The organism is Chloracidobacterium sp., assembly GCA_016715795.1.
GTDB lineage: Bacteria > Acidobacteriota > Blastocatellia > Pyrinomonadales > Pyrinomonadaceae > OLB17.
Map to the genome: position 1 here is coordinate 374220 of JADJXP010000001.1, position 14627 is coordinate 388846.

Below are 14627 nucleotides of genomic sequence, written 5' to 3' on the forward strand. Positions count from 1 at the left end.
AAATGCCTAATCGAATAGCATACACCGTGTCTCAACGAATTATCCACTAGCAACGCCCTTTGGCAACACCTTTTTTTGCTCGTGCCTAGTTTAGGGCGTCAACGACAAAAAAGGGCGAGGTGCTGAGCCTCGCCCTCTTCAGTCATGTCCGCTTGTTGCGGAGCGTGTCTAGTTGTTAGTGGCCTCCGTGTCGATCGCAACAAAGTCGAGATCGGCAACGTTATCCGTCAGCGACAGCACCTGTGTCGGAACAGCAAAGATGTACCGCCTCGAATTGACCGTCACCATATAGGTCTGGCCGGTCTGCAGGCCTTCGAAGTTGTAGTATCCAAAGCTGCCCGTCTGGACCCTCATCGGCTCCGTCAGAGTGCCGCCAGAGATCACCACCTCAGCATTCCGGATGCCCTGGCCTCCGGCCGTTAGGACGCGACCTGAAACGGACGCGTTCGCTGCCGTCAAGGTGAGGAACTCAATGCCCCAGTCGCTGATGCAACCGGTCACAGCCTCCGGATTCGCCACAGGAACACCTGCATCGTCACGGATAAACAGGTTCCATGTGCCGTTGGCGTTCGTCAGACCGAAGTTGCCAAAGAGCGTCTGTGTTCCCGTTCCGCCGGCCGTGCTGCCGGGCTCGTTATACGGCCCCGCAGGTGCGGCACCCGGGAAGTTGGTCACAGGCGTCTCCCAGGTTGTCGGCTCGAAGTTGCCAGTCGTAAGCGGCCCTGAATTGGGCAGCACACCAGGCCCTGCGTCACGGAAGCTCAGCGTCACCGTGTTATTGCTCGGTATCGCTATCGCTCCGCCTGCATCGCCCATCAGCACGTACTTCTGGCCTCCCGGGCCGACCAGCAGGACGTCAAGGTGATCAGGGAAGATATGCTCCAGGTCATAGAGCGTGACACGCATCGCTCCGATCTGAAGCGGCCCACCTGCAACAGTAATAGGTGCCGGATACGGAGCAGCCGCACCACCAAGGTTGCTGCAGATCGCACCACCAAATCGGAATGCCGATGCTGTGTCGTTAATATTGAGCACAGCATTCTGCACTTCGGGTGCGAGCGTGCCCGGGCCGGTCAGCGTAAGGTTGACCGTCTCGGTCGGCTCGTTTAGCGTGTCGCTAAAGATCGGGACATTGACCGTCTTGAACGTGTCACCCGGGCTGAACACCACGGCTTGGGCGACCGTCTGGTAATCTACACCCGGCCCAGGAGCGGCACCGCCGGTGGCGGTTCCATTCGACGTCGTGAAGGTCACGGCGTTTGTACCTGAGAGGTCACCGCTGCGGACAATGCCGATAACGGCCGTCTGCGATTCATCCTCAGTATACGGGTTCTGAGCGAACGTGATACTGAAAGCGGACGGCGTCGGTGTCGGCGTTGCCGGCGGAGGCGTCGGTGTCGGCGTCGGCGTCGCCGGCGGTGGTGTCGGTGTTGGCGAAGGCCCGCCGCCGCCTGCTACCAGGCACAGGTTAACGGCCGTGACCGTTCCCGTGTCGCCCGCGGCATTGTCGCTGATGTTCAGCGTCCAGTTGCCGTTGGCAGCCTCAGGCGCAAGCCCCTCGAATACCGCAAGCCCGGTGTCATCCTGGGCCGGCCGGACCGGCCCGCCAAAGATTGTGTTCAGCGATACTGCTTCGCCCGGCGTCGTTACGCACCGGCTGGCCGAGTAGTCTCCCGCCGGTACCGGATTGCCCGCTACCGTGTGGAATGTGTTCGGGAATCCGTCACCAAAGTTATACGGCCCGACCAGATCGCTGGACGATCCTACGCCCGTCGGCGGGCATACCGTATTGCCGCGCCGCTCGACGATCGTCGCCGTCGGCCCGCCGCTCGGTGCCTGCAGCGTCATCTTGATGTCGCCGCCCCACGTGTGCATCGGGTTCCAGGTCCAATTTCTCAACTGTGCTGAGGTCAGCGTCCCTGTCAGTCCCGATACCGGGATCGTCACGTTGACGCCCGCCGGCGTAGTGTCTGGCGGTGATACTGGCAACCCCGTCGCCGGGAATGTCTGCCCCGCACATCCCGGTGGAGGTGTAGGCGTCGGTGTCGGCGTTGCCGGCGGAGGTGTAGGCGTCGGCGTTGCCGGCGGAGGCGTCGGCGATGGTGTCGGCGTCACGCCCGGCGTGGGTGGTGGAGTTGGCGTCGGTGTTCCACCGCAGTTGGGCGGTGAATACGTGATCTGCAATCCATCCGACAGACTCGCCGTATTGAATGAGAACTGCGTGAAGTCGGTTCCGGTCCCAGCCTTTTGGATACCTACCGTTGCGCTCGCACCGCCGGCCTGAGCACCGATACCCGTCGAGGCATAAATGTAACGGACCACATCCGAGCCTTCGGTCAACATGATCGCAAAGTTCGTTGTGATCGGCCCGTTCACAGTCTCGGAGAAGTGCTGAGCTCTCCATTCGACATAGAACTGACGATTCGGAGCCGCGCCGACCGTATTCGTATAAATACCGCCATTCGTGACATTCGCCCCCGTCATTATCAAGTCATCCCAATACGGGAACAAATTCGGCGTTGCGCCAAACGCCGAGGCAGGAAGCGCTGCATTGGTAAACGCCGTTGTCGCCGCGGCGTTCACCTTCATGTTGCCGTTCGTGCTGGCGCTCAGCGATGTCACTGCGATGCCATAGACAGATGATGTCCAGCCGGCCGGAAGCGTTATCGCGACTGCCGCATCGTCCGCCTGGCTACCTGCAACCAGGACGCCGCCAGCCGGAATGGTCTGGCCCGTCTGGGTAGTTGACACATAGTTACCGGAGCAAGGCGTCGTAAAGTTGAACGTCGCCGAATACTGTCCGTTGCCGCACGGGCTTACCGCCCTCACTCGCCAGAAATGCTGCGTGGTAACTCCAAGCGGTGATGCCGGTGTGAATGTCGGCGTCGTCAGCCCCGTGGCTGAAGCGACGATATTCGAGAATCCGGCATCCGTCGCTACTTGTATCTCATACGTGGCCGCACCGGCAACCGCGGCCCATGTAAACGTGGGCGAAAGTGTAGCGGTCGTCGATCCATTGGCCGGCCCAGTCAGCGTCGGCGTGCCAGGAGTACCGCTGAAGACGTTCAGCGTCACTTGCTGACTGTGGACCAAAGCCCCTGATGTACCGGTAACGGTGATGATGTAGGAACCGGCTGCGACACCGGTCGTTGTGACCGTCATCGTGGAGGTGCCGGGCGTCGGGTTAACCGGATTCGGGCTGAACGTGACCGTCGACCCGGCGGGATTGCCGGTCGCACTAAGCGTAACCGGGTCAGTGAAGCCGAGCTGCGTCGTGATGTTCACGTTATATGTCGCAGTCGCCGGGACGCACACCGCCTGCGTCGGTGGTGTGACTGCCACGGCGAAATCGGGTGCGCACGGTGCAAAGTTCTCGGTGACCGCAGAAGCAGACTGCACCGATGCAAAACAGCCCATACCGCGAATACGGAAGCCCTCGCGAACATCGTCAGCATCGGCGCTCGTCTCCGGCCCGACCGGAATAGCAGCGGCGGTCGCAACGATCGCATCGCGCTCCTGCAGCATGTTCGGGTTGATCGGAGCAAGCTTCATGCCGTTGGTCACCACATCGAGGACGCGCGTCGTACCGGTGGCAAATCCCAAGCGGGTGACCATCAGGGCACGCACTTCCCATAAGGCGCTCTTCCAGATCTCACCGGCGTTGTGGACCTGCGAGCAGCTGCCTGAGGTCGCAATTCGCGGATTGCGGGGAAATGCGCTGGATACCGCTGTGGTAGGCGTACCCAATGTCGTGTCGCAGCCTGCGTTGATATGGCCAAATGTAAGCGGGTTGTGCGGCAGGTTATTCGGCCCACCCGTGAAAGCCTTGACGGCCGTCGGGAACCGACGAATGCCGTAGTAATGATTCGCCGTCCAGGGCCCGCCAAGGTCCAAAAGCGAATACCCGCCAAGCCCATAAACGGCATTGATCGGATCGCTCGGCTCGGCCGTCATCGTATGAGCATAAAAATCGCCCCAGCCTTCGCCCATCATGCCGCCTTGGTTGCCAAGGCCGCTGCCGTTCCCGTGCTGGCGGTTCGACGTGCCGTGCGTAACCTCGTGTATTACGATCGCGGCATCGGCCGTTCCGTCACGATCCGGCGTCGGGCCGGTCCAAAGGTACATCTGCATGCGGCCGCGGCTGCCGTCAGCCGGCGTCGCAAAATTCGCGTTGTTTGTTCCCGATGAATCTTGGCCTTCTGAACTGACTCGGTCGCCGGCCACGCCGCCCGCACCCGCGAAGTTCAGGTGCTGGAAGTTGCGGGCAGGCTCATTAAACCCACGCTTATACAGTTCGTCGTGGTATAGATTCATCAAATAGAACATCTGCGTGACCGCACCGCGCTGGGCCGGAGGATCTAGCGGATTGTCGCCCGGTGCCGGAGCACCCGGCGGCGGGTTCCATGTTGATGTAAACGTCCTGCAGCCCGCTCCCGGACAAGCAGCGTCGCCGGTCAGAGGTGCATCAACACCGTTAGGCGCCACGCGGTCAAGACCGGCCTCGTTGGCGTTGCCGTCGGTGATATTCGTCCCGTCTGTGATCCAACCGTTATTGTTGAACGAATTCGCACCCTCGTTCCCGATCAGCGTCACATTCGTCCTCGTCAAAAGCGTCCCCTGCGTCCCAAGCCCGGGATCGTTCGGTCCCGGTGACAGCGGCGCCGCGTGGTCGGCAGCGTTGATATAGGCGTTCGAGTTGCCATAGATCGAATACGTGGCAGCCTCACTCTGATCGTCAGAAAGATTCTTATGCCACAGAACGACGCCCGACTCGGCATCGACGATGACGTAATATGCATTTATCGGCTGCCAGATCAGAACGCGCCAAGCGGGCACAGCCACGCCGGGCTCGGTCGGGAAGTACATCTTCTCAGCAAGAGTTGCCCAGTCACCACCGCCAAAGACGACACGGAGGTTGGTTGATTCGGCGTCATTTCGCGTGAGGTCCTCGGCGCGGAGCTCATGATTGATATGTTTTGAGGCCGTTGTAACGGCATCCAGCGGATCACCAAACGTCGTTGAGAGCCGCCCGTAGTCCAAGCCGGGTGCAAGGTTATTGACCACGCGGATCATCTGCCCATTGTGCCGGAATCCTGCCGTCATCTCACCGCGAAAGACCGGTATGCCGTTGATCTCCTGCTCGAGGCGGACATACGACAGATTCCCGTCGGGATTCACGTAATTCGCGGCTGTTTTGAGAGCGTCTATCTGAGTATCACTGAGACCAACGAGGTCGTTATAACCTTTGATAAAGTCTCGCAGAACGGTGGCACGATTGGCCGTGGTCGGCGACGTTAGCCATCTAACGCTCTGCTCGTATACGTCAGGCGTTAGGATCTCAGGAATTCGGATATCGAGATTGTACTCGACCTTGGCTCCGGGATGTTGCTGGCGAAATGCCTGCTCGCCGCGGACAAACCCGTCTCGCACATCAGCGACGCGCGTCGCGTCCATGCTGACAGATTGCCTGAACCGTGCGAGAGCCTCGGTGAACTCATCACCGCTCTGCTCACGGATGTCCCACATCTTAGGCAAACCGTCGTTACCGCTCTCAGTTCGAACAAAAAGACCGCTCTTTTTCTCGCTGGCGGCACTCGTTCCAAACTGAAACGGCACGGCGATCATCGCCGTAATAAATCCCAAAACTAAGAGACACAGCACGATCTGTCGTCTCGTCTCCGACTTTGACCACTTAAACATTAGAGAATCCTCCTGGAACGTTGGGCTTGAAAATTACTCTCGGAACCCGCACCTAAGACAAAAGCTCACTTCGCCAAGGCCAAGTGCCCCGACGAAGCATCGAGCTACGCATTCGTTGCCAAAGGCAACCTTACCTACAGAAACGTAAGCGGAGACAAAGACCTCCGACTACTCTATTTCAAACGTCTTACTGAACAGGACAAAAAGATGGTGGAAGTATAGTCCCAAAGAATCGCGGCTGTCAATCGGCGCGCGAGTAAAATCTATGCGCCTACTGGTCCAACGAGATCAAGCCTTCGCCAATGGTGGCTGGCCCGGTGACCGGCCAGGCCCTTCCTCGCGAGCTGCAGCGTGCTCACGCTCTTTGACCGACTCGGAACCTATGGGTTCGAGCGCGGCCTTAAGTACGTCACTGATCCATGCGGCAAACACGAGTTCAAGTTCCTTTTTCACGTCCTCGGGAATATCGTCCGTGTCCGCCTCATTACGGATCGGCAATATGATCCTCCGGATCCCGGCCCGGTGCGCCGCCAACACTTTTTCCTTAATACCGCCCACGGGAAACACAAGCCCCGACAGCGTTATCTCACCGGTCATCGCCGTGTCCGAGCGGACCTTGCGCCCGGTATAGAGCGATGCCATTGCCGTCGCCATGGTCACGCCCGCCGACGGGCCATCCTTTGGGATCGCTCCGGCCGGCACGTGCAGGTGGACACCATTGTTCTTGATCATCTCGGCATCGAGATCGAATTCGGCCGCGTGTGACCACAGGTAGCTGCGTGCCGCCTGCGCCGATTCTTTCATGACCTCGCCAAGTTGGCCGGTAAGCGTGAGGCCGCCGCTGCCCGGAAGCATTGTGGCCTCGATAAAGAGTACCTCGCCGCCCATCTCCGTCCATGCCATCCCCGTGGCAACGCCCGGCGGCAGTTCTTTTCGGGCTTCCTCAGGGAATACTTTTGGCGGACCGAGATAGCCGCGGACCTCTTCGGCAGATATCGTGACATTCTCCGTCGAGCCTTCGGCGACCTTTAATGCCACCTTTCGGGCGAGATTGCCTATCGAGCGCTCAAGCTGCCTGACGCCGGCCTCACGCGTGTATCGCGTGGACAATAAATTGATAGCGTCATCGGTGATGGCCAGTTGGTCCTTCGTCAGGCCATTCTCCTCGATCTGTCTCGGCACGAGATACTGCTTGGCAATATTCAACTTTTCACGGTCGCTATAGCCCGCAAGCTGGATGATCTCCATCCGATCGCGAAGCGGCATCGGAATCGGGCCGAGTTGATTGGCCGTTGCGATAAAGAAGACCTTGGAAAGGTCAAACGGCAGGTCGAGATAGTTATCGCGAAATGTATTGTTCTGCGCCGGATCTAATATCTCAAGCAATGCCGACGCCGGATCGCCGCGAAAATCCGCACCGAGCTTGTCTATCTCGTCCAGCATCATTACGGGATTGTTGACGCCCACGCGCCGAAGGCTCTGAATAATGCGGCCCGGCATCGCTCCGATGTAGGTCCGTCGATGGCCGCGAAGTTCAGCCTCATCGCGCATCCCGCCGAGGCTTAGCCGATCAAACTCCCTACCCAGCGCTCGAGCGATCGAGCGCCCCAGCGACGTCTTGCCAACGCCCGGCGGGCCGACGAAGAGCAGTATCGGACTTTTACTGTCCGGACGAAGCTTAACGACGGCAAGCGATTCCAGAATGCGTTCCTTTATATCTTCGAGGCCGTAGTGATCCTCATCGAGCACTTTTCGGGCCTCCTTAAGATCAAGCTTTTCCTGACCTGACTTACGCCACGGCAATTCGAGGATGTACTCGAGATATGTGCGGATCACATGATAATCGGGAGCGGCTTGCGGCAATGCCTCCATGCGCTTTAGTTCGCGTTCGGCCTCTTTACGCACATCATCCGGCAGATCGGCCTCCTCGAGCCGTGTCCGCAGTTGGCCCGCCTCGGCCTGTTCACCGGATTCGTCCTCGCCAAGCTCTTTTTGGATCGCCTTCATTTGCTGCCGCAGCACATAATCGCGCTGCGACTTGTCCATTTCGTGCTGGGCTTCGTTGGCGATCTTTGAACGGATCTGCATGATCTCAAGCTCGCGCGCCAAGGCGGCGTGTGTAAGCGTCAGCAGCCCGTCAACGGTCGAGGATTCAAGCATCTTCTGCTCTGTCTCAGTTCCGAGATCAAGAACAGAGGCGAGAAAATATGAAAGTTGAACAGGATCTTCCTGTGAGGTAACGGCGACGCGGATCTCAGGCGGAACCTGCGGGAGCAGTGCCAGGGCCTCCTGGATCATCCCGTGAATGTTGCGCTTGAGGGCCTCGATCTCTTCCTCATCGACGCGCCGCAGCTCTTCAAGCACGAGGATCTTCGCCTTTAAGTACGGCTGTTCGGCCGTCCACTCGATAACCTCAAAGCGGCGCATCCCTTGAACTATGAGCTGCATCACATCGTCTGTGCGCATCATCCGCTTGATGTTGACGAGTGTCCCGACCGTGTAGATGTCTGACGGCTTTGCGTCGTCACCGGTCACATTCTCGGACTTTGTCGTAATGCAGGCGAGCAGCTTCTCTTCGGTCGCAAGCGAGGATTCAACGGCCTTGGTCGAACGTTCCCGGCCAACAGCGAGCGGCACGACCGTGTCGGGGAAAAGCGTCGTATTCTGCAGGGGCAGCACCGCGATCTCAAGCTGCTCCGGCAACTTTATTTCCTGCGTCTTGAAGGCCTGTTCCTGTACTTCGTCCGCCATTACTCACCCTTCTTGAGCGTTATGATCAAGAGTCCATTCTCGAACTCATGCTCGACCCTCGCATTGTCGATCGCAGCCGGAAACCTGAGCGTCTTCTCAAAATTGCTGTAGGTTATCTCCATCTGCTGATAGGAAACACCCGCGGCGCAGCTGCGGTCTCGCCGGCAGCCTGCGATATACAGGACGTTGCCCTGTATATCGATCTCGATATCCTCTGCCGAAACGCCTGCCAACTCAACCTTTACGACCCAGCCGTCCGGCGTCTGAAAGACGTCCGCCGCCGGATACCATAGTTGGCCGCTGCGCACGTCTTTTGACGAGCCGACAAACTGGAATTGCCGATTGAACGATCTGGCCAATTAACGTTTTCCCCAGAATGCTGCTCCGCTCGATATATCGCCGAGCGTCGCCGCGATCTCTCCTTCGTCTTCCATGCTCAGAGCAACGTCCGCCACCGCAATGATCCCGGCCAGTGAGCCGTCGGACGCCACCACCGGTATACGCCTGACCTGTTTGTTGCCCATCAGCCGAATTGCCTCAAACGCAAAATCGTCCGGGCCGGCAGTAAACAGTTCTTTCGTCATCACCTGCGAGATCGGAGCGTTGCCAGAGATGCCGTCGGCAATCGCCCTTACAACCATGTCTCGGTCAGTAACGATTCCTATCAGACGGCCTTCATCAATGATCGGGACAGCCCCTACATCGCCGCTGCGCATGATGGCCGCAACCTCGCTCAACGTCGCCTGAGGCCCCGCCGTATGAACACTCGTCGTCATGATTTCGCTGCATCGCAGCCGCGAAACGACAGGACTACCGGTCTCGGTCATGCTTTCATTCTGTTCGACCACCATAAATAAAGCAAGAAGTTCTAACCACGGATAAACACAGATGCACAGAATAATTCTTCATTCTGTGTCCATCTGTGTTTATCCGTGGTTAATTATTCCTTTCGGTCATCGAGATCATCCGGTCGAGCGCGATGCGGGCGTAGTGCTTCGTCTCGTCGTCAACGATGATCTCATTGACGACAACGCCGTTCGCCAGGTTGTCCAACGCCCATGCCAGGTTTTGCGGGGCGATACGATACATCGTTGCGCACATGCAGAGGTCGGGGGCGAGCAAATGGATCTCCTTGTCCGGAAAGCGCTTTGCCAACCTATTGACGAGATTTACCTCAGTCCCGATGGCCCACTTTGAGCCGGACGGTGAATTCTCAACGGTCTTGATGATGAACGATGTCGATCCGTTAAGATCGCTTTTTTCGACGACCTCGCGAGTGCATTCAGGATGCACCAGCACCTTTACGCCCGGCACCTCGTCGCGGACCTTATCGACATGCCAATCCTTAAAGCGGCCATGGACCGAACAATGTCCGCGCCATAGTATCAGCTTCGCCTCACGCAGCTGCTCTGCCGTATTGCCGCCAAGTTCCTGATGCGGATTCCACAGCACCATCTGATCGAGCGGTATCCCAAAGTTCGCTCCCGTATTGCGGCCCAGGTGCTGGTCGGGGAAAAAGAACATCTTGTCAAACTCTTTCAGATAGATATCGAATAGCGGGATCGCATTTGACGACGTGCAGACGACGCCCTCGTTCCGGCCGCAAAAGGCCTTTATCGCTGCTGTCGAGTTCATATAGGTAATCGGAGCGACTCGCTGGTCCAAAACGCCGATCTCGCCAAGCTGTTCCCAGGCGTCCTCGACCTGATCTACCGACGCCATATCAGCCATCGAACAGCCCGCACCCATATCAGGCAGGATCACCCGCTGCGACGCCTTGCCGAGCACATCGGCCGACTCGGCCATAAAATGGACACCGCAAAAGACAATGTAGTCCGCATCGGTTTGCGAAGCCATCACCGACAATTGATAACTATCGCCCGTCAGGTCGGCATGCCTCACCACATCGTCACGCTGGTAATGATGCCCCAGAATAACTACCCGCGGCCCCAACGCCTCGCGCGCCGCCTCAATAGATTCGGCAATAGCCTCATCCGACATCACGAGGAAGTCCTCGAGGGCTCTGACTTGTTCCAGGACGTCTGTATGCATAGTACTCATAGATCGAGAAGCAACAGCAGCTCGCTCCGGCTCATTTTATGATGGGCAGCTATGTCGTCGAGGATCGATGCCAACGTGCCAATCCTTAGTGGTTGATGATACGGAACGGTTATGTGGTGGGTCCCATTTTCTGAAGTAGTTAGCCGGATGTGGCTCCCGGTTTGACGCGTCTGTACATAGCCGAGAACCTTGAGAGCCTTGACCAGTTCACCCCCCGAAACGTCGCGCGGGATCCTCATGCTGCCATTACTTCTTCGCTTACAAAGTGCAGCCTTATCACCTTGGGTCTTTCGTCGCCCTCGTCAAAGTGGCAATCGACCGCATCTCGAATATTCACTCGAAGCTGCTCGATATCGTCGCCCTCGGTAAAGATCGACTGGCCCAATGCACGCGCAATGTAGCCGCCCTCGACCGCATTCTCTACAAGGAAAATGATCTCATTCATAAGCCGCAGCTCCAGACCTGATTATACGCCTTCTTCTGCTCGAATTCAGTTTCCCGCCCCGAGCATACCGAAAGGCCGCCCGCATCCGTCCGCGATGCCATCACCGACAATTTGAAAACTGTCGCCCGTCAGGTCTGCATGCCGAACAACGTCATCACGCTGATAATGGTGTCCCAAGATCACCACGCGCCGTCCCAAGGCCTCGCGTGCGGACTCGATGCTCTCCTCAATCTCCGCATCGCTCATTACGACGAAACCTCGAGCGTTCTCGCCTGTTCGACAACCGTTAACATTAAAAAAATGATGTCACTTTGGTGGAGTATGCGCAACCCTTGTCGTACTCAGGCCACGCCCGCTATCTTCTCGATCAGCAGGATGATCGCGTAAGAGAGGGCGGCAATGGCGGCGGCGGCTGGGATCGTCAGGACCCAGGCCCAGACGATGCGGCCGGCGACGCCCCATTTGACAGCGGAGAAACGCTTTGCCGAGCCGACGCCGACGATCGAGCCGGTGATCGTATGCGTGGTCGATACCGGAATGCCAAAGGCAGTTGCGCCAAAGAGCGTTATCGCACCTGCCGTTTCAGCGCAGAAGCCGCCCACCGGCTGAAGTTTGACGATCTTTGTGCCCATAGTTTTGACGATGCGCCAACCGCCTGACAGCGTTCCGAGAGCTATCGCCGCGCAGGCCGCGACCTCGACCCATAAGGGCACATCAGGCAACTTACCCGCGGGCGTTAGCTGAAGAAAGCCTCCGGCGACGAGGGCAATGGTGATGATGCCCATCGTCTTTTGCGCGTCATTGCCGCCATGGCCGAGCGAGTATGCCGCAGCCGAAAAAAGCTGGCCAAAGCGAAAGATGCGGTCAACGCGATTGACCGATACGCGATGGAATATCCAGTAAACCAGCACCATCAGCGTAAAGCCCAGCAGCATACCGATCAGCGGCGAGCAGACGATAAAGATGAGCGTCTTGATCCAGCCTTCTGCCTTGAGCACCATCTGCGCGCTCCCAAAGCCGAAGTGCCAGCCGTAGGAGACGATCGCCGCGCCGGCATACGCGCCTACCAACGCGTGCGAGCTTGACGTGGGCAATCCGAGATACCAGGTGATCAGGTTCCAGATGATCGCGCCTATCACGCCCGCAAGCAGCACAAAAAGCTGGTCACCGGCCGGGATCACCGTGATATTGACCATGTCGCCGCCAACGGTCTTGGCAACCGCCGTTCCAAAAACGACGACTGCGATGAAGTTGAAGAATGCGGCCATCGCGACCGCCGCGCCCGGACTGAGAACCCTCGTTGCCACGACGGTCGCGATCGAATTCGCAGCGTCGTGAAAGCCGTTCACATAGTCAAATGCGAGCGCGACGAGAATGATGACAACGACGAGGGCAAGTGAGGCGGTTTGGGTATCCACTGATTACTGATTAGTTGTGTTTCAGGACTATCGACTCAATGATGTTCGCGACGCTCTCGCACCTGTCCGTGGCGTTCTCGAGTATCTCGTAAAGCTCTTTGAGTTTGATGATCGTCAGAGGATCGCCCGGGTTCTTAAACAGTTCACCGATAGACTTGAAGTAGACCTCATCCGCATCATTCTCCAACCGCTGTATCTCGAGCAGATGGCGGCTCATGCCTTTGCCGTCCTTGAGCAGGACGACCGCGGACTGTATCTCATGCGCCTGTTTGGTAATAACGCGGGCGAGGTCAATAATGTGTTCGTTGACCTCCCGCACGTTGTAGATCACAGCCGCCCGCGCCGCCGCATCGATATAATCGCAGACATCATCGAGGGCCACTGATAATGTGTAGATATCTTCTCGATCGAATGGCGTAATGAATGACTTGTTCAGTCGGGTCGTGATCGTATGGGTCAACTCGTCGCACTCATGCTCGACGCTCTTGATACGTTTTGAAGCGGTCTCGTATTCGCCCGACGGGCCTTCGAGCATGTCCAGCAGAGCGCTTGAAGCCTCCTGTATCTTCTCAGCCATTTGAATAAAAAGGCTGAAATACTGGTCCTCGCGCGGAAGTAAGCTAAATCCCATGTTCTATGGTCTCCGGTAACAGGATATCGAGATGAAAGACAAATATAGTAGACCACACGAACATTTGTCTAATCGCGCCAAAGGTAATGAAAATAATACGGACTTTTTAGGGCAAACCGGCGCTTATGGGCGCCTCATCCTAGCAACCGGCCTCGGCACGCCTTATAATCGACCAAACTATCACGGAGGAAAACATGAAGAGATCGTTCATCGGGAGACAGTTTGCGGCAGGTGCCTTGGCTGTCACGATATTGCTCGTACCTGTGGCAGCAACGGCACAGGTCTCTGACATCAAGCCACCCAAGAATAAGTACAAGGTCTCAGACGACATAAAACTCGGTAATGATGCAGCCCGCGAGATCGAGGCCAAGCTTCCTTTTGTGAACGATCGTGAAGCCACTGACTATGTGTCGCGAGTCGGAAGCAGGCTGGTGCAGAAGATGCCGATCCAGTTCCGAAGGTCTGAATTTGTCTACCGATTTAGGATCGTGAATGCGAGTGACCTCAACGCTTTTGCCCTGCCCGGCGGCCCGATGTACGTGAATCGCGGAATGATCGAAAAGGCCCGCAGTGAAGGCGAGATGGCCGGCGTCATGGCGCACGAGATCAGCCACGTCGCCCTTCGCCATGCGACGGCCCAGGCAACGAAACAGAGCAGTTGGAAGAATCAGCTTGGAATGCTGGGTATGGTGCTCGGCGGTGCAGTCCTCGCCGGCGAGGCCGGCGCCCAACTCGGCATGTTAGGTGCGACGGCATGGATGACGAAATATAGCCGAGAATATGAGACGCAGGCCGACCAACTGGGAGCGCAGATCATGGCCGAGGCCGGCTATGACCCACGCGACCTGGCGAACGTATTCCGAACCATCGCGGCCGAGAACAAGGGCGGCGCACCAGAGTGGCTCTCAAGCCATCCCGATCCGGGCAATCGATTCGAGAAGATAAATCGGATGGCCGAGAGCTTACGGATCGGCCCTGCGCCGCCGCGATTTTCGCCCGGATTCACGCAAATACAGTCACGCCTGCGCGCCATGCCGCCTGCCAAGACGATGGCACAGATCGAGAAGGAATCTCAGGGCCAAGGAACACCGAACCCGACCGCAGGCGGACGTTACCGGCAGAATGTTCCGTATCCGTCCGGTCGAACGCGACAATACACGAGCCTGAACTGGATGCGCGTCAGCGTCCCGGGCAACTGGCGCGATTTCACGGGCGGCGACAGTGTTCAGTTTGCACCTGACGGCGCCTACGGCGACAGCGGCATAACGCATGGTGCAATGATCGGCCTCTATAAAGGCGATGAATACAGCTTTGATGTAGGCGCTGACAGCTACTTGAATGACGTTCTCCAGGCAAATTCATACCTGCGTGTTCGCAGCCGGTACTCGCGCACTACGGTCGCGGGACGCCCGGGCTATATGGCAACGCTCGCAGGCCGTTCGCCCATCACCGGACGAACGGAGATCGTTAATATCTTTGTTGCAAGGTTCAGCGGTGACCTGATCGTCTACGCGACAACGGTGGCCCCCGAGGATGAATCTGACAACTACAACTATGCATTTCGCAACATGCTGGGTTCGCTGCGGCTTTACGATCAGAACCAATAGCTGTGTTAGTCTCT

10 protein-coding genes and 1 pseudogene are annotated in these 14627 nt (G+C 57.7%); 1 reads left to right on the forward strand and 10 read right to left on the reverse strand.

What is annotated here, in order from left to right; translation table 11 throughout:
* Window positions 1-168 precede the first annotated feature (168 nt).
* From IPM59_01750 to IPM59_01795, 10 genes and pseudogenes are all read right to left on the reverse strand, one after another.
* Window positions 169-5700: a M36 family metallopeptidase gene (locus tag IPM59_01750; protein ID MBK9214318.1), complete on the reverse strand. Its 5532-nt coding sequence runs from the start codon at window positions 5698-5700 to the stop codon at window positions 169-171.
* A gap of 288 nt (window positions 5701-5988) precedes the next feature.
* Entirely contained in the window at window positions 5989-8451 is a 2463-nt protein-coding gene (lon, locus tag IPM59_01755) for an endopeptidase La (protein MBK9214319.1), read from the reverse strand.
* Complete coding sequence (locus IPM59_01760; GenBank protein ID MBK9214320.1) at window positions 8451-8810, reverse strand: Hsp20/alpha crystallin family protein; 360 nt, start codon at window positions 8808-8810, stop codon at window positions 8451-8453. The genes lon and IPM59_01760 overlap by 1 nt, the downstream gene beginning before the upstream one ends.
* A complete protein-coding gene (locus tag IPM59_01765; protein ID MBK9214321.1) occupies window positions 8811-9278 on the reverse strand; it encodes a CBS domain-containing protein in 468 nt (155 codons plus the stop codon).
* Between the two features lie 109 nt (window positions 9279-9387).
* Complete coding sequence (gene nadA / locus IPM59_01770; GenBank protein ID MBK9214322.1) at window positions 9388-10503, reverse strand: quinolinate synthase NadA; 1116 nt, start codon at window positions 10501-10503, stop codon at window positions 9388-9390.
* A 5-nt stretch (window positions 10504-10508) separates the two neighbouring features.
* Entirely contained in the window at window positions 10509-10751 is a 243-nt protein-coding gene (locus IPM59_01775) for a type II toxin-antitoxin system HicA family toxin (GenBank protein ID MBK9214323.1), read from the reverse strand.
* Window positions 10748-10957 (reverse strand): 2-oxoisovalerate dehydrogenase, encoded by a 210-nt coding sequence (locus IPM59_01780; protein MBK9214324.1) that lies wholly within the window; start codon window positions 10955-10957, stop codon window positions 10748-10750. The genes IPM59_01775 and IPM59_01780 overlap by 4 nt, the downstream gene beginning before the upstream one ends.
* Window positions 10954-11203 (reverse strand): annotated as a pseudogene (gene nadA / locus IPM59_01785) (quinolinate synthase NadA). The gene IPM59_01780 and the pseudogene nadA (IPM59_01785) overlap by 4 nt, the downstream one beginning before the upstream one ends.
* 95 nt (window positions 11204-11298) lie before the next feature.
* Window positions 11299-12375 (reverse strand): inorganic phosphate transporter, encoded by a 1077-nt coding sequence (locus IPM59_01790; GenBank protein ID MBK9214325.1) that lies wholly within the window; start codon window positions 12373-12375, stop codon window positions 11299-11301.
* 10 nt (window positions 12376-12385) lie between these two features.
* Window positions 12386-13006 carry a DUF47 domain-containing protein gene (locus IPM59_01795; protein ID MBK9214326.1) on the reverse strand — a complete coding sequence of 207 codons (621 nt, stop codon included), beginning with the start codon at window positions 13004-13006 and terminating at the stop codon, window positions 12386-12388.
* Window positions 13007-13200: 194 nt separating this feature from the next.
* Here IPM59_01795 and IPM59_01800 point away from each other — a divergent pair, with 194 nt between their 5' ends.
* Entirely contained in the window at window positions 13201-14613 is a 1413-nt protein-coding gene (locus tag IPM59_01800) for a M48 family metalloprotease (GenBank protein MBK9214327.1), read from the forward strand.
* The last annotated feature ends 14 nt before the right edge of the window (window positions 14614-14627 follow it).

Coding starts and splice junctions, on each gene's coding strand:
- IPM59_01795 (MBK9214326.1), bottom strand. CDS start 13,006: ATGGGATTTAGCTTACTTCCGCGCGAGGACCAGTATTTCAGCCTTTTT.
- IPM59_01775 (MBK9214323.1), bottom strand. CDS start 10,751: ATGAGGATCCCGCGCGACGTTTCGGGGGGTGAACTGGTCAAGGCTCTC.
- IPM59_01800 (MBK9214327.1), top strand. CDS start 13,201: ATGAAGAGATCGTTCATCGGGAGACAGTTTGCGGCAGGTGCCTTGGCT.
- nadA (MBK9214322.1), bottom strand. CDS start 10,503: ATGCATACAGACGTCCTGGAACAAGTCAGAGCCCTCGAGGACTTCCTC.
- IPM59_01780 (MBK9214324.1), bottom strand. CDS start 10,957: ATGAATGAGATCATTTTCCTTGTAGAGAATGCGGTCGAGGGCGGCTAC.
- IPM59_01765 (MBK9214321.1), bottom strand. CDS start 9,278: ATGACCGAGACCGGTAGTCCTGTCGTTTCGCGGCTGCGATGCAGCGAA.
- IPM59_01750 (MBK9214318.1), bottom strand. CDS start 5,700: ATGTTTAAGTGGTCAAAGTCGGAGACGAGACGACAGATCGTGCTGTGT.
- lon (MBK9214319.1), bottom strand. CDS start 8,451: ATGGCGGACGAAGTACAGGAACAGGCCTTCAAGACGCAGGAAATAAAG.